Below are 13,980 nucleotides of genomic sequence, written 5' to 3' on the forward strand. Positions count from 1 at the left end.
GCGACGAAGCCTTCTATGGTGAGGACGAGATCGAAATCCGCGATGGCAAGCGCTTCTCATAAAGCTCGAGCAGCTTGTCCGCATAGGCTGAGAGCCGGAAGAAATAGCTCTCCTCCTCCACCCATTCGACCGGCGTGCCGGTCTTGATGGCAAAGCGCCGGCCGTCGCGGATTTCGGTTTCGTCCTCGCCATAAAAGGCTTCGTCGCGCACCGAATACCAGCCGGAATAGGTGGAGAGATAGATGTCGCCGTTGGCGGCCATGCGCCGCCACACTTCCTGCACCGAGCGCTTGTGGCGCTCTGAGGTGGTGCGAAGGATGTCGTCGGCGCGCGCGTTCAGCTCCTCGCCCATCTGCTCGAACTGGGCGGCGGTGCGGTCGGCCAGCTGCTGCGGCGTCAGCCCCTCGCGGGCCGCCGTCTGCTGCATCTTCTGGCCATGCTCGTCCATGCCGGTGACGAACAGCACGTCATAGCCATCGAGCCGCTTGAAGCGGGCGATGGCGTCGGTGGCGATCCGCTCATAGGCGTGGCCGATGTGCGGCGCGCCGTTAGCATAGGGAATGGCCGTGGTGATGTAGAATTTGGGTTTCGGCATGTGGCTTCGTTCGAAAGGGTTTCAGGAGGCCCGGAAGGCCTCTTCGAGGCGCATCAGCGCATCGGTGACCGTCTGACGGCGGTCGAGGTTTAGGGCATCCGCCTGCCGGAGGGAAGAGTTGATGTCATCATGCGCGGCGGCCAGCGCCGCCCCCTGCCCCGACAGACCGGCGGCGCGCGCCTGCTCGCCGGTCCAGCCCACCAGCAGGTCGCAGAACATGTGGAAGTCCTCGGCGGTCTCGCGGCCCGAAAACGCCGCGCCGATCTCCACGGCAACGGCGGGCGAGAGCCTGGCGCGCTTCTGGAACGCGGCGAAAGCTTGCGCACCCAGCGAGCCCGCCAGTCGCAGCGCCTTGCCCGGGCTTCCCTTGCTGAGGGCGACCGCCTCGGTAAGCGAGTCCTGCTTACCCTCCAGCGCTTTCTCCGGAAGGCTTCGTAACACCGCAAGCGTTTGCGCATCGCTCAGCGGCGACAGCGGCAGCGTCAGGCAGCGGGAGCGCAGCGTGGGAAGCAGCCGCCCCAGGTTGTTGCAGACGATGAGGAACAGGCTCCGCCGCGGCGGCTCCTCGATCACTTTCAGCAGCGCATTGGCGGAGGCGGCATTGAGTTCATCGGCGCTGTCGACGACGGCGATCCGCCAGCCGCCGCCCGCCGCGGTGCGCGAGAAGAACTCCGGCGCGGCGCGCGCGTCCTCGACCGCCAGTTCGGTCTTGAGGCGCTTGTTGCGGTAATCGACGCCGCGCTGAACCGCCAGGAGATCGGGGTGGGCGCCCGCCGCCACCTGCCGGAACACATGCGACTCGGGCGAAACATGGAGCCCGCCATGGGCTTTGGCCTCGGCCGCGGTCGGCGCCTGCAGCAGAAATTTGGCGAAACGATAGGCCAGCGTTGCCTTGCCGATTCCTTCCGCCCCGGTGATCAGCCAGGCGTGATGCAGCTTTTCCGATTGGCAGGCCTGGAGCAGCCGTGCCTCGGCCGCCTCATGGCCCACCAGCGTCTGGGCGCGGCGCGGATGCCAGTCAACCTCGCGGGGATCGCGGAACTCCTCGGCCATCACCCTGCCCCGTTCACCGCCGCCCAGACAGCGGCGGCCACGGTTTCCACGTCCCGCGACGCATCGATCAGCCGGCAGCGCCGGGGATCGTTACGCTGGATTTCGAGAAATCCGGCGCGCAGCTTCTCATGAAACGCCATGCCCTTCCGCTCATAGCGGTCTTCCGAACGGTGGTCGCCGCGGCTCTTGGCGCGCGCCAGCCCCAGCGCCGGGTCGAGGTCGAAAATCAGGGTCAGGTCAGGCCTTGTGCCGCCCACCACCGCCTGTTCGAGCGCGTCGATGAAGCTCATCTCGCAGCCCCCCGCAAAGCCCTGATAGGCGCGGGTCGAATCCATGAAACGGTCGCAGAGCACCGTCTTGCCCAGGGCCAGCGCCGGGCGGATCACCTGGGTCAGATGCTGCTCGCGCGCCGCGGTGTTGAGCAGCGCCTCGGCCCTGGGCGTCCAGCGCGCCACGTCGCCCGAGACCAGCAGGGCGCGGATCGCCTCGGCCTCCGGCGTGCCGCCGGGCTCACGCGTCACCAGCACATCCCGCCCAGCCACGATCAGCCGATCGGCCAGCCTGCGGATCTGGGTTGACTTGCCGGAGCCCTCGCCGCCCTCAAAGGTGATAAACCGGCCAGCCATCTAGCTGCCGAAGATCATGATGAACAGCGAATCGACCGCCCGTGACCACATGGAGGTCTGTTCAGGAACCGCGCTGGCGGTGGCGACCGGCACTTCGGCCACCGTCAGGCCATCGACGATGAACCGCACCGCGCCCACCTCACGGCCAGCCTCGACTGGCGCGATCAACGGTCCGGTGTAGGCGAGCTTTACTTCCGCCGTCTCCTGCTCCTGGGCGGTGAGTGCCACCTGAACACCGGCAGTGGCCAGAAGATCGACGGTACGGCTGTTGCCGCCCCAGACGCGCGCCTTTCCAACACGGTCGCCCTTGGCATAGACATCGACGCTGCGAAACTGCCGGAAGCCCCAATCAAGCAGGTTCTGCGCTTCCTGGCGGCGCTCATTGATGCTCTTGAGGCCGGCGATCACCATGATCAGCCGCCGTCCGTCCCGCATCGCTGAGCCCACCAGACCGTAGCCGGCCTCCTTGGTGTAGCCGGTCTTCATGCCATCGGCGCCGGGATAGTCCTTGAGCAGCGGATTGCGGTTCTGCTGCCTGATCTTGTTCCAGGTGAACTCCGGCATCGAATAATAGCGGTAGCGCGCGGGAAAGGCGGTGATGATGTGACGGGCCATCACCGCCAGGTCGCGCACGCTCATTTGGTGCCCGTCCTGCGGCAGGCCGGTGGCATTGCGGAAACTTGCGGTCTTGGCGCCCAGGGTATGGGCACGTTCCGTCATCTGGGCCGCGAAGGCGCTTTCGCTGCCGGCGAGATTGTCCGCGAAGACGATGCAGGCGTCATTGGCCGACTGCACCACGGCGCCCTTGATCAGGTCCTCGACACGAATCGCCGAGTTGAGTTCGGCGTACATGGTGGAGCCGCCAGACATGGCGCCGCCGCGCCGCCAGGCATCCTCATTCACCGTCAGGGTCTGGTCGAGGCTGAGCTTGCCCGCCTCCAGCTGCTCGAACACCATGATCATGGTCATCAGCTTGCTCATGCTGGCGGGCGGAATCAGCGCATCGGCATCCTTCTCGAACAGCACACGGCCGGTCCGCGCATCGATCAGGATGGCCTGCCGCGCTTTGGTTTGATAGCCATCAGGGGTCTGCGCCTCGCCGGGCGAAAGCCCCGCCAGCAGCAGCGCGGCGCAGAACATGACGAGGAGTGCTCGAAACATACCGGTAAGGCTAGAAGCCTTGCCCGCCGAAATCAACGTGGAGCCTGCAAAGCGGGCTACTGCAGCGCGGCCTGGACCGCCTGGTTGCGGATCAGCCTGGCATCGCCGAAGCCCGCCGCCTGGGCATCGGCCAGTGCCGTCTGGGCATCCTCGCTGTGCGAGATTGGACCCAGCCGTACCCGGTAGACCGGACCCGACGCGCCGGAGAGTTCGATGAACTGGACCGGCCAGACGGCGGCGAACTGGTCACGCACACGCGCCGCATTCTCGCCATCGGAGAAAGACCCGATTTGAACGAAATAGGTCACTTCATATGCGGTTTCATCTGGCGCGGGCGGCGTGAAAGCCACGGTTTCAGCAACCGCCACGGTTTCCTCCGGCGCGGCCTTAATCTTCGGTTTGGCTTCCGCCACCATCACATCCGCCGGCGGCGCCTTGCCCTTGCGGCGGTCGGCGGCGGCGATCATCTTGCGCATCGGCGTGCCGCGGTCGAGTTCCTTGTTCATGGCCAGCAGATGCGCGCCGTTGTCGTTGAGCGGCGCTGGCCCGATGTACTGCACCCTCACCTTCACCGTGCCCCGATGCTTGAAGTCCAGGGCTTTCGCGGCCTGTTTGGAAACGTCGATGACGCGGGTGTCGACGAAGGGCCCGCGGTCGTTGACGCGCAAGATCACGTCGCGGCCGTTTTCGAGATTGGTCACTTTAACATATCTCGGCAGCGGCAGCGTGGCATGCGCGGCGGTCAGGCGGGTCATGTCGAACCACTCGCCGTTGGAGGTCTTGCGCCGGTTGAAATCCTCGCCATACCAGGAAGCAAGCCCCTTCTTGTCATAATTGGGCTGCTCCTTCGGGGTGAACCAGCGGCCCGCCACCTGATAGGGCTTGCCGACGTGATAGCGGCCCCCGCCCCACGGTACCGGCCCCTTACCAGGATAGACAGGGCTGCCTTTGCCCGCGAAGGGATCGCGGCTCGCCTGCTTGCCGAACGGCGAGCAGCTGGCCAGCGCCACGCCAACGGCGAGCAGCACCAACAGGTTGCGCGCAAACTTGAACATGAATGACCGTTCCGCTTCGAGGCCCCGTCCCGAAGGCCACAATGGATAGACAACGATTGAGTTTGCCCGCCCGGCGGTAAATGTTTCGTTGGAAAGTATGGTTAAGTAAGCCTTACTCGGCGTCTCGCCGGCTGGCGGTCAGCCGGTCGATGTTCTGCTGCGCCTGGGCATTGCCGGCGGCCAGCGCCTGTTCATAGAGATCCAGCGCCCGGGTGGCATCGGCGGCGGTTCCCCAGCCCATTTCATACATGCCGCCCAGATTGTTGAGGCCCCAGGGGTCGTTCTGGGCCGCCGCGCGCGCGAAGAGCTGGAAGGCCTGCGCCACGTCACGGGTCACGCCCTTGCCCTCGAGGTAGAGCATGCCCAGATTGTTTTCGGCATCGGCCAGCTTGAGGTCAGCCGCCTTGCGGTACCATTCGGCGGCCCTGGCCAGGTCCACGTCCAGGCCCCGCCCCTGCTGATAGGCGCGGCCCAGCGCATTCATGGCGGGCGCGTAGCCTTTGGCAGCCGCATCCTGATAGAGCTTGATGGCCGTCGCATTGTCCTGCTTCAGGCCCCTGGCGCCGCGTGATACGAGATTAGCGAGGCGGTACTGCGCCTCAACATTCCCTTGCAACGCGGCTTCGCGGAACCAGCGCGCCGCCTCGGCCTCGTCGCGGGCCACGCCATTACCGGCCTCATAGGCCGCGCCAACCTCATACTGGGCATCGACATCGCCCACCTTGGCGAGCGTCATCTGCTTGTCGAACGGCAAGCTCTTGAGGGTCTGGGCCGCCGCGGAAAAGCCGGCGGCGGCGAGCATCAGGCAGGCGAGCACAGTGCGGAGCAGCATCGGCAGGGCCGTCAGTCCAGTTTCACAAATTTCATCGAGCGGCAGAATACCATGGCCACACAGCCGTCGACTTTCATGGTCCGGGCATTCTGAAGCGTCATATAGGAGCTGTAGGTCTTGCCGTCATCGGGGTTGTAGATGGTGCCGGTCCAATAGCCTTCGCCATCGGCGCGCATGTTGCGCAGAATGGTGAGCCCGATCACCGGACGGGACCGCAAGGACGGGTTGGGATTTTCCTTGTCGAGGCGCGGCCGCCCCTTATCGTCGCGGGGTTTGCGCAGGCCCACCACCTTGCCGCAAAGGTTGGCGCCGCAGCGGGTCACCTTGACCGTCACCTTGCCATTGGCCATCCGCCAGGTCCCGGTCGCATCGCTCCCCGCCTGGGCCGGCGCCGTCAGGAGCGCGCCGGCCATGGCCGCCAGCATCACTTGCTTTCCAACCACCCTCAGCCTCCCCTGTCCGCGCCCGGCGCCAGCCCGATTGCCGGGCCGCCGGGGACAGGCTATCCTCGTCGCTTCAGTACAGGAGATTATGATGGGAAACCTCGCAACGCTCAAGACTGCGCGCACTCTTGAAACCGACGAATGGCAATTGCGTGTCGACCTTGCGGCGGCTTTCCGGCTCGCCGCCAGATATGACTGGCATGAAGCGGTGGCCAATCATTTGAGCCTCGCGGTATCGGCGGATGGCAGCAAGTTCCTGATGAACCCGCGCTGGCGGCATTTCTCGCGGATCAAGGCCTCGGAGCTTCTGCTGCTCGATTCGAAGGATCCCGAAACCATGAACCGGCCGGACGCGCCAGACCTTACCGCCTGGTGCATCCATGGCCGCATGCATGCCACCGTTCCGCAGGCCCGCTGCATCATCCATCTGCATCCGCCCTATGCCACGGCGGTGGCCTCGCTCGCCAATCCGGAAATCCTGCCGATCGACCAGAACACCGCCCGCTTCTACAACCGCATCGCCACCGACATGGATTACGGCGGCATGGCCAATACCGACGAGGAGGGCGACCGGCTGGGCCGCATCCTCGGCAACCGGCAGATCATGATGATGGGCAACCACGGCGTGCTCGTCTGCGCGGAGACCGTGGCCGAGGCCTTCGACCTCACCTATTACCTGGAACGCGCCTGCCGCAACCTGGTGCTCGCCTATTCGACCGGCGAGAAGCTGCATGTGATGAGCCCGGCGATCGCCGAGAAGACCGCCCAGGAATGGGAGGCCGACCGCGAGCAGTTCAAATCGCATTTCGCGGAAATGAAGGAAATCCTCGACGCCGAGGACCCGTCTTACGCGGAGTGATGAAGGCTTGGCATTGAGACGGCGGGCGAAGGCTGCTAGATGATTCCGCGCCGGCCGGAGGGGTGGCAGAGCGGTCGATTGCGGCGGTCTTGAAAACCGTTGAGGGTTCACGCCCTCCGGGGGTTCGAATCCCTCCCCCTCCGCCAGACGCCATCGAATTGGTTTGCAAACCCGTTTCGTAGTGTCGGAGGATCCGGGGCGCTTCCGCCGCCGGGGTTCCGCCGTCCCGGGCGGCGATACCGGCGCGGATCGCGCACTTGGCGTTTCTGGAATTGCGCGGTATGGCGGTGGTACAAATTCAGGAAGCAGTTCATGAAAGCGATTTTTCTCGGGATCGGCCTTCTTGCCCTGTCAGCGACGCCCGGCCTGGCCCAGTCCTGCGCCGATCATCTGAAGGAGTTCGACACCGCGCTCGCGGCGGCGCAGATCGATCCGGATGCCATGGCCCAGCTTCAGGACATGCGCGCCCAGGCCGCCGGGCTATGCGCGGCGGGCAATGAGGAAGAGGCCAATGACGTGCTGTCGGAGGCCAATGCCATGCTGGGCGATCAGTAACCGCCGTCAGCTCTCGAAGGCCAGCACCGCCAGGATGATGGCGAACAGCGCCGACATCCACACGCCCGCCACCAGGAGTTCGAGGCGCGGGTAGAGCGACTGGTCGCCGGTGCGCATCATCCTGCCCGCCGTCATGCGGGCGAGCCCATGGCAGAGGGTGAGCAGCACGACAAACCCCACCTTGACCATGAACCACACATTGGGTTCCGCGTCCGGCGGCAGGTTCAGCCACAGGCCGATGCCGGTGATCCAGATGGCGAGGATCACAATGTCGGCGATGCGGGCCAGCACCCGGCGCAGGAAGGCGAGCGCGGCGCGGCGCTCGCCCTGTTCGCCCGCCGCAATCCGGATATTGATGTAATTGGCGATGCTCATGCCGGTGCCGGTGGCAATGGCGATGAAATGCGCGATCAGCAGAATGGTCTTCATTGGCGGATCGCCCTCCCCCGGCCATGCCATCGCTTCGTGTCCCCGTCAGGCTTCTAGCACACCCGACATGATTTGCACGGCCTGTCCGGCCACCCGCACCGCCGCCAGCTTCGCAGCCGCAACATCGGCCTCCAGCCAGAGATCGGACGGACGGCCCATCTCATAGCCCTGCTCCAGCCTGAACCGGCTTGTGCCTTCGGCCAGCCCGCCCGCGGCAAGCAGTTGCGCGGCAAGAATGGCGGTGGCGGAGCCGGTGGCGGGGTCCTCCGGAATGCCCTCGCCGGGCGCCAGGGCCCGGGCACGGAAAGCTGTCTCGGGGTGATCGCCCCCGCGCGTATAGATATAGGCCATAACCGTCCCGAGGCCACGGAAGTTGTCAGTCCAATAGGGTTCACAGGGCCGCGCCCGGGCGAGCGCCTCGCGGTTGTTTATGGGCACGTAGAGAAAACGCGGGCCGCCCTGCAACACCCGCATCGCATGCGATCCGAAGCCGATATCGGATGCGTCAATCCCCAGGCCCCGCGCCATGTCCTCCAGCGGCGGCAATGGAACATTCACCGCAAAAGGCGTCACCGGCGCGGTGAACTGGGCGCGCGGCACATCGCCGATACGCGAAACCTTCACCGGCACGAGGCCCGCCACCTCCTCAAGCACCAAGGAGGTCTCGAACGCGCAGCCCGGCTTGTGTTTCTTCTGCGCCAGATGAATGGCGCAGCCCACCGTCGGGTGGCCGGCGAAGGGGATCTCCGCCGTAGGAAAAAAGATCCGCACGCTGGCCGCATGCGCCGGGTCCTTCGGACTGCGCACAAAGATCGTCTCCGAGAGGTTGAACTCCCGGGCGATCGTCTGCATCTGCGCGTCCGTCAGCGCATCCGCCTCCTCGACGATGGCCAGCGGGTTGCCGCCGAAGCGGCGGTTGGTGAACACGTCATAGGTATGGAAGGGAAGCTTCATGACGTCAGCGCCCCATAGACCAGCTTGAGCGAGATCAGGAACAGCGCCACCTCGACCAGCCGGTAGAACAGCTTCTCGGGGATGACGGTGGTGAGCTTGTAGCCCAGAAGCGCCCCGACGACAGCCACCGGCGAGAGCATGGCAGCCACCTCGAGATTGCTCACGTTGAACTGCCCCAGCGCCCAGTAAGGAATGACTTTTACAAGGTTGATGATCGCGAAAACGATTGTGCTGGTCCCTGCGAACACCATCTTCGGCAGCCGCTGCGGCAGCACATAGGTCTGGTAGGGCGGCCCGCCGGTGTGCGAGACAAAGCTGGTGAAGCCGGCAATCGCCCCCCAGAACACGCCGCGCGGCACATCGGCGGGCCGGGGCGGCGCATCGGCTTTCCGGAGCACCACGGTGGCACAGTAATAAAGTCCTACCAGTCCGACGAGCAGCGTCACCATCCATTCCTCGGTGATGCGCGCCGTGGCCCAGCCCAGCCCCACCCCGCCGATCATGGCCGGCACCAGGATCGCCAGGTTGCGGCCACTGTATTGCTTGCGATAGGCCCACAGGCCCACCATGTCGCTCACGATATACACGGGCAGCAGCAGCGCGGCGGCGGCAACCGGCGGCATGACCAGCGCCAGCAGCGGCACGCCCAGCACACCCACCATGGGAAGCCCGCCCTTCGAGGCGCCGACGAAGAAGGCTGCCGCCCCGGCCACCAGGAAGAACAGCAGGCTGAACTCGATCACGCGGCTTCAGGGCCCAGCGCAAGGCCGCGGTAATCCTGCTTCAGGAAGCGGCAGAGCATCTCCACCACGAATTCATGGTCCTGGCGCTGCGGCACGCCGGACACGGTGACCGCCCCCACCACGCCGGTGCCGGCAAGGTGAATGGGAAAGCCGCCGCCCGCCATGGCATGGTCCATCGGGTCGATGCCGCGCGAGGCGTCGAAGGCCTTGCCCTGCAGCTGATATTCGCGGCCCACCCGGTAGGAGGATTTGTGAAAACGGGAGACGGTATTGGCCTTGCGCCGCACCCAGTCCGGGTTCTCCGGCGTTGAACCGGGAAGTGCGGTGTAGAACAGCGGCCGGTTGCCGATGCGGATGTCGATCACGAAGGGCAGCGCCTGCTCCACCGCCGCCTGGCGCATCAGGCTGCCCAGCGCCCAGGCATCGGCCTCGCTGAAGCCGTGGAACCGAAGCGCCTCCTCCTGCCGCGCGATCTGCGCGATGTCGGTTTCGAGGGTCATGGCGTCACCTTCCTTCCAGTTTTGCGGAGGACACCACGGTCAAACCGTCCCCCTCTCCTCATCATGGCCGGGCTTGAGCCCCCCATCATCGCGGGCGCTGCCGAAAAAGAGGATGCCCGGGTCAAGCCCGGGCATGATCAGTGTTTGCGGGCTGGCCGGGCAACCCCCGACGCGCCTAATTCCTCGTCTTGTCCACCAGCTTGTTCTTGGCGATCCACGGCATCATGGCGCGGAGCTTCTCGCCCACCTCCTCGATGTTGTGGGCGTCATTCATGCGGCGGATGGCCTTGAAGCGCGCGGCGCCTGCGCGATATTCCTGCATCCACTCGGAGGTGAACTTGCCGGTCTGGATGTCCTTCAGCACGCGGCGCATTTCCTGCTTGGTGGCGTCGGTGATGATGCGCGGGCCGGTGACATATTCACCCCACTCGGCGGTGTTGGAGATCGAATAGTTCATATTGGCGATGCCGCCTTCATAGATCAGGTCGACGATCAGCTTCACTTCGTGCAGGCACTCGAAATAGGCCATCTCGGGCGCGTAACCGGCTTCCACCAGCGTCTCGTAGCCCGCCCGGATCAGCTCCACGAGGCCGCCGCACAGCACGACCTGCTCGCCGAACAGGTCGGTCTCGCATTCGTCCTTGAACGTCGACTCGATGATGCCGGAGCGCCCGCCCCCCACGCCCGAGGCATAGGACAGCGCGATGTCATGGGCGTTGCCCGAGGCGTCATGGTGGATGGCGATCAGGCAGGGCACGCCGCCGCCGCGCTGATATTCGCTGCGCACCGTGTGGCCGGGGCCTTTGGGGGCGATCATGAGGACGTCGATGGTCTTCTTGGGCTCGATCAGGTTGAAATGGATGTTGAGGCCATGGGCGAAGGCAACGGCCGCGCCGTCGCGGATATTGGGGGCGATCTCGTCGCGGTAGATGTCGGCCTGGAGCTCGTCTGGCGTGGCCATCATCATCAGGTCGGCCCATTTAGCGGCCTCGGCCACGGTCATCACCTTGAGGCCGTCGGCCTCCACCTTCTTGGCGGTCGCGGAGCCGGGCTTCAGCGCGATGGCGATATTGGTTACGCCCGAGTCCTTCAGGTTCAGCGCATGGGCGCGGCCCTGGCTGCCATAGCCAACGATGACCACCTTCTTGGCCTTGATCAGGTTCACGTCGGCATCACGGTCATAATAAACGCGCATGGCTATAGGTCCATCCCTCTGGAATTGAATTGGCGCGGGAGATAGCGGGGCCTCAGCCGCAAGGCAAGCGGCAAAAACCGGGGCAGCGCTTGGCCGCCGCCCCGGCGCCGTGCCGTCTCAGGTAAGCTTCTCGCGCGGCGCGCCCCGCGTCTTCCACAGGCTGTAGGCCACGCCCAGGGCGAGGATGCCGAAGGTGACGCCCAGCGAGATGGCGGGCGGGAACTTCTCCAGCCCGAGCAAAGGCGCCACGAAGATCTTGGAACCGATGAAGATCAGCACCACCGCCAGCGCCAGCTTGAGATAGTGGAAGCGCTTCACCATGGCGGCCAGCGCGAAATAAAGAGCGCGCAGACCGAGGATGGCGAAAATGTTGGAGGTGTAGACGATGAAGGGGTCGGTGGTGATGGCGAAAATCGCCGGCACCGAGTCGACCGCGAAGATCACATCCGCCACCTCGATCAGCATCAGCGCCAGGAACAGAGGCGTCATGAACCAGGCAAGACGGCCGGTCTCGGGGTCCAGCTTCTTCACAAAGAATTTCTCGCCATGGTGCTCGTCGGTGACGTTGAAGCGGCGGCGCATGAAGGCCAGCAGCGGGTTCTTGGCCACGTCATATTCGCGGTCGGCGAAGACGATCATCTTGATGCCGGTGGCGATCAGGAACACCGCGAAGATGTAAAGCACCCAGGAGAATTCGCTGACGATGGCCGCGCCGAAGCCGATCATGATCGCGCGCAACACGATTACCCCGAGAATGCCCCAGAACAGCACCCGGTGCTGATATTTGAGCGGCACCGCGAAGAAGGCGAAGATCATGGCGATGACGAAGACATTGTCCATCGCCAGCGCCTTCTCAACCGCGAAGCCGGTGAGATATTCCATGCCGGAATTGGGCCCCAGCGACCACCACACCCAGCCGCCGAAGGAAAGGCCGAGCCCGATATAGACCGCAGAGAGCACCAGGCTCTCGCGCGCCGAAATCTCTTTGTGTTCCTTGTGCAGCACGCCAAGGTCGATGACCAGCAGCGCCAGCACGATGCCGAGGAACATGAGCCACATCCAGACCGGCTTGGTCAGCCAGTCCGCGAACAGAAAAGAGGTGAGAAGGTCCATGATTTTCCCTGCCGATGTCGTTTTGTGTTTCAGTCCGACATCACGCCGCGGGGAGCGGCGCCAGAGGGGCCCGGACGGTGGGGACGTGGGCGCGCCGCCGGGGTCTTTCAAGATTCGGGAAACATTACATTTCGGAAAGACTCGGCAGCGGATTACAACGCATCGCCCGCCGACCACAGCAGCCGGAGGCCCAGCGCGCCCAGGAACAGCCCCGTCACCCGGTCGATCCACGGCTTGGCCCGGAGATAGAACCGGCGCACCGGCGGAGCGGCGAAGAACAGCGCCACCGCCGTATACCACCACACCTCGTTGAAGCTGACGATGGCGATCAGCGCCAGGCTCATCCACAGCGGCACTTGCTGGGGCAGCATGGCGATGAAGATCGAGCCGAAGAATACCGCCACCTTGGGGTTGGAAATCTGGACGAGGAAGCCCTTGAGAAACGGGTTGGCCAGGCGTTCAGCCCCGTCCTCGATGCGGAGCGGCTCGGATGCGTGGCGGAAGATCATCCCGGCGATATAGAGCAGGAACAGCGCGCCCGCCGCCTTCATGGCCACGAACAGCGCAGGCACCGCGTGGAACACGGCATTGAGGCCCAGCAGCGCGGCGGCGGACCACACCACCGTTCCGGCCCCCAGCCCCAGCGCAACTTTCAGCCCATCGGCGCGCGATTGCGCCACCGCGGTGCGCGCCGTGATCAGGAAGCTGGGGCCCGGCGAGATCACCGCCATCAGCTGGATGGCGCCGATCGACAGCAGTGTCAGCAGATCAGACGTCACCGATCGCCGCCCGGAATTTCCGCACTGTCTCGGCCATGCCATAGGCCAGCGCGTCCGCCGTCACCGCATGGCCGATCGATACTTCGAGCAGATTGGGCAGCGCGGCCACCAGCGGCGGGAGGTTGTCCCGCGTCAGGTCATGCCCGGCGTTGAGGCCGAGGCCGGCCCGCGCCGCCGCCTCGCCCGCCGCCACCACGCGGGCCAGCTCGCGCCGCGCGTTCTCAGGCTCAAGCGCCGCGCCATAGGGGCCGGTGAACAGCTCCACCCGGTCCGCCCCCAGCGCCTTCGCCTGGGCGGGCCGCGCGGGATCGGGGTCGACGAACAGCGACACCCGCATGCCGCCGCGGTGCAGCCGGGCGATCACGTCTTTGAGGAGCCCCGCATTGGCGGCCATGTCCCAGCCATGGTCAGAGGTGGCCTGGCCGGGGTCGTCCGGCACCAGCGTCACCTGATCCGGCTTCTCGGCCTCGACGAGTTGCAGGAAGCGCTCATCCGGATAACCTTCGATGTTGAACTCGGCGCCGGGAAAGGAGGAACGCAGCAACCGGTTGATGTCCGTCACATCGCTGCGGCGGATGTGCCGCTCATCGGGCCGCGGATGCACGGTGATGCCCGCCGCCCCCGCCTCCAGCGCCAGCCGGCTGAGTTCCACCACCGACGGCCACGGCAAATCGCGCCGGTTGCGCAGATAGGCGATGGCATTGACATTAACGGACAAATGGCACGGCACGGCAGCGGCACTCCCTCAGACCTGGCAAGGCTTCTAGCGGAGAATGGACCGGAGAAAAAAGCCGGTTTTTGAAAAAACATCCAGACCACTTAGGGCCATGCCAAAACCTTGGGGGGCACAAAAGCAGCTTGAGCTCTTACGGAACCATCGTCTCCGATTAGGCGTCACCCCGGCGAAGGCCGGGGTCCAGCTTGTCTGCAGAGTAAAAGCTGGATGCCAGCCTGCGCTGGCATGACGGCTGAGGAATAGGGACCGATCAAGTCAAAGCGAAGCACCGTGGGACAGCCAGCGTGGTGAGATGGACAACCATCGTCTCCCCCTCCCCCGCCCTTGATCCCGCCGCCACCGTCCCGTAATG

At 65.1% G+C, this 13,980-nt stretch carries 16 protein-coding genes, 1 tRNA gene and 1 pseudogene; 3 read left to right on the forward strand and 15 right to left on the reverse strand.

Annotated features, from left to right (window positions below; genetic code table 11):
• Positions 1-55: 55 nt before the first annotated feature.
• The 7 genes and pseudogenes from ACKOED_RS11925 to ACKOED_RS11955 form a co-directional block, all read right to left on the reverse strand.
• Positions 56-595 (reverse strand): annotated as a pseudogene (locus ACKOED_RS11925) (class I tRNA ligase family protein); the annotation flags it as partial.
• A gap of 21 nt (positions 596-616) precedes the next feature.
• Complete coding sequence (locus tag ACKOED_RS11930) at positions 617-1,648, reverse strand: DNA polymerase III subunit delta' (protein WP_408916816.1); 1,032 nt, start codon at positions 1,646-1,648, stop codon at positions 617-619.
• On the reverse strand, positions 1,648-2,274 hold the full coding sequence (gene tmk, locus ACKOED_RS11935) for a dTMP kinase (protein ID WP_408916817.1): 627 nt from the start codon (positions 2,272-2,274) through the stop codon (positions 1,648-1,650). The genes ACKOED_RS11930 and tmk overlap by 1 nt, the downstream gene beginning before the upstream one ends.
• Positions 2,275-3,435, reverse strand: coding sequence for a D-alanyl-D-alanine carboxypeptidase family protein (locus tag ACKOED_RS11940; protein ID WP_408916818.1), 1,161 nt, complete (start codon positions 3,433-3,435; stop codon positions 2,275-2,277). It lies immediately after the preceding gene.
• 56 nt (positions 3,436-3,491) lie between these two features.
• Entirely contained in the window at positions 3,492-4,490 is a 999-nt protein-coding gene (locus ACKOED_RS11945; protein ID WP_408916819.1) for a septal ring lytic transglycosylase RlpA family protein, read from the reverse strand.
• A gap of 112 nt (positions 4,491-4,602) precedes the next feature.
• Positions 4,603-5,322, reverse strand: a complete 720-nt coding sequence (locus ACKOED_RS11950; RefSeq protein WP_408916820.1) for a tetratricopeptide repeat protein — start codon at positions 5,320-5,322, stop codon at positions 4,603-4,605.
• An 11-nt stretch (positions 5,323-5,333) separates the two neighbouring features.
• A complete protein-coding gene (locus ACKOED_RS11955; protein ID WP_408916821.1) occupies positions 5,334-5,765 on the reverse strand; it encodes a DUF2147 domain-containing protein in 432 nt (143 codons plus the stop codon).
• A gap of 91 nt (positions 5,766-5,856) precedes the next feature.
• On the opposite strand from ACKOED_RS11955, the gene ACKOED_RS11960 reads away from it, so the two are divergent.
• The 3 genes from ACKOED_RS11960 to ACKOED_RS11970 all read left to right on the forward strand — a co-directional run bounded on the left by ACKOED_RS11960 (position 5,857) and on the right by ACKOED_RS11970 (position 7,179).
• Positions 5,857-6,624 carry a class II aldolase/adducin family protein gene (locus ACKOED_RS11960; RefSeq protein WP_408916822.1) on the forward strand — a complete coding sequence of 256 codons (768 nt, stop codon included), beginning with the start codon at positions 5,857-5,859 and terminating at the stop codon, positions 6,622-6,624.
• Positions 6,625-6,680: 56 nt separating this feature from the next.
• Positions 6,681-6,770, forward strand: a tRNA-Ser gene (locus tag ACKOED_RS11965).
• A gap of 166 nt (positions 6,771-6,936) precedes the next feature.
• Positions 6,937-7,179: a hypothetical protein gene (locus ACKOED_RS11970; protein ID WP_408916823.1), complete on the forward strand. Its 243-nt coding sequence runs from the start codon at positions 6,937-6,939 to the stop codon at positions 7,177-7,179.
• A gap of 6 nt (positions 7,180-7,185) precedes the next feature.
• Here ACKOED_RS11970 and ACKOED_RS11975 read toward each other — a convergent pair whose 3' ends face one another.
• From ACKOED_RS11975 to ACKOED_RS12010, 8 genes are all read right to left on the reverse strand, one after another.
• Positions 7,186-7,608: a hypothetical protein gene (locus ACKOED_RS11975; protein WP_408916824.1), complete on the reverse strand. Its 423-nt coding sequence runs from the start codon at positions 7,606-7,608 to the stop codon at positions 7,186-7,188.
• A 45-nt stretch (positions 7,609-7,653) separates the two neighbouring features.
• Positions 7,654-8,562 carry a PhzF family phenazine biosynthesis protein gene (locus ACKOED_RS11980; protein WP_408916825.1) on the reverse strand — a complete coding sequence of 303 codons (909 nt, stop codon included), beginning with the start codon at positions 8,560-8,562 and terminating at the stop codon, positions 7,654-7,656.
• Positions 8,559-9,305, reverse strand: coding sequence for a sulfite exporter TauE/SafE family protein (locus ACKOED_RS11985; RefSeq protein ID WP_408916826.1), 747 nt, complete (start codon positions 9,303-9,305; stop codon positions 8,559-8,561). Before ACKOED_RS11985 ends, ACKOED_RS11980 begins: the two co-directional genes overlap by 4 nt.
• On the reverse strand, positions 9,302-9,805 hold the full coding sequence (locus tag ACKOED_RS11990; protein ID WP_408916827.1) for a heme-degrading domain-containing protein: 504 nt from the start codon (positions 9,803-9,805) through the stop codon (positions 9,302-9,304). Before ACKOED_RS11990 ends, ACKOED_RS11985 begins: the two co-directional genes overlap by 4 nt.
• A gap of 175 nt (positions 9,806-9,980) precedes the next feature.
• Positions 9,981-11,000 (reverse strand): ketol-acid reductoisomerase, encoded by a 1,020-nt coding sequence (gene ilvC / locus ACKOED_RS11995; protein WP_408916828.1) that lies wholly within the window; start codon positions 10,998-11,000, stop codon positions 9,981-9,983.
• Between the two features lie 117 nt (positions 11,001-11,117).
• Positions 11,118-12,113, reverse strand: a complete 996-nt coding sequence (locus ACKOED_RS12000; RefSeq protein ID WP_408916829.1) for a TerC family protein — start codon at positions 12,111-12,113, stop codon at positions 11,118-11,120.
• A gap of 152 nt (positions 12,114-12,265) precedes the next feature.
• The gene (locus ACKOED_RS12005; RefSeq protein WP_408916830.1) at positions 12,266-12,892 is read right to left on the reverse strand and encodes a LysE family translocator; all 627 of its coding nucleotides are present in this window, start codon (positions 12,890-12,892) and stop codon (positions 12,266-12,268) included.
• Positions 12,882-13,622: a pyridoxine 5'-phosphate synthase gene (locus tag ACKOED_RS12010; protein WP_408916831.1), complete on the reverse strand. Its 741-nt coding sequence runs from the start codon at positions 13,620-13,622 to the stop codon at positions 12,882-12,884. Before ACKOED_RS12010 ends, ACKOED_RS12005 begins: the two co-directional genes overlap by 11 nt.
• Between the last annotated feature and the right edge of the window lie 358 nt (positions 13,623-13,980).

This window comes from Aestuariivirga sp. (genome assembly GCF_046093005.1).
Lineage (GTDB): Bacteria > Pseudomonadota > Alphaproteobacteria > Rhizobiales > Aestuariivirgaceae > Aestuariivirga.

Excerpts from the sequence above, each read along its gene's own strand:
- ACKOED_RS11945 (WP_408916819.1), bottom strand. The coding sequence starts at position 4,490 with ATGTTCAAGTTTGCGCGCAACCTGTTGGTGCTGCTCGCCGTTGGCGTG.
- ACKOED_RS11960 (WP_408916822.1), top strand. The coding sequence starts at position 5,857 with ATGGGAAACCTCGCAACGCTCAAGACTGCGCGCACTCTTGAAACCGAC.
- ACKOED_RS11950 (WP_408916820.1), bottom strand. The coding sequence starts at position 5,322 with ATGCTGCTCCGCACTGTGCTCGCCTGCCTGATGCTCGCCGCCGCCGGC.
- ACKOED_RS12000 (WP_408916829.1), bottom strand. The coding sequence starts at position 12,113 with ATGGACCTTCTCACCTCTTTTCTGTTCGCGGACTGGCTGACCAAGCCG.
- ACKOED_RS11940 (WP_408916818.1), bottom strand. The coding sequence starts at position 3,435 with ATGTTTCGAGCACTCCTCGTCATGTTCTGCGCCGCGCTGCTGCTGGCG.
- ACKOED_RS11970 (WP_408916823.1), top strand. The coding sequence starts at position 6,937 with ATGAAAGCGATTTTTCTCGGGATCGGCCTTCTTGCCCTGTCAGCGACG.
- ACKOED_RS11975 (WP_408916824.1), bottom strand. The coding sequence starts at position 7,608 with ATGAAGACCATTCTGCTGATCGCGCATTTCATCGCCATTGCCACCGGC.
- ilvC (WP_408916828.1), bottom strand. The coding sequence starts at position 11,000 with ATGCGCGTTTATTATGACCGTGATGCCGACGTGAACCTGATCAAGGCC.
- tmk (WP_408916817.1), bottom strand. The coding sequence starts at position 2,274 with ATGGCTGGCCGGTTTATCACCTTTGAGGGCGGCGAGGGCTCCGGCAAG.
- ACKOED_RS11980 (WP_408916825.1), bottom strand. The coding sequence starts at position 8,562 with ATGAAGCTTCCCTTCCATACCTATGACGTGTTCACCAACCGCCGCTTC.
- ACKOED_RS11990 (WP_408916827.1), bottom strand. The coding sequence starts at position 9,805 with ATGACCCTCGAAACCGACATCGCGCAGATCGCGCGGCAGGAGGAGGCG.
- ACKOED_RS11930 (WP_408916816.1), bottom strand. The coding sequence starts at position 1,648 with ATGGCCGAGGAGTTCCGCGATCCCCGCGAGGTTGACTGGCATCCGCGC.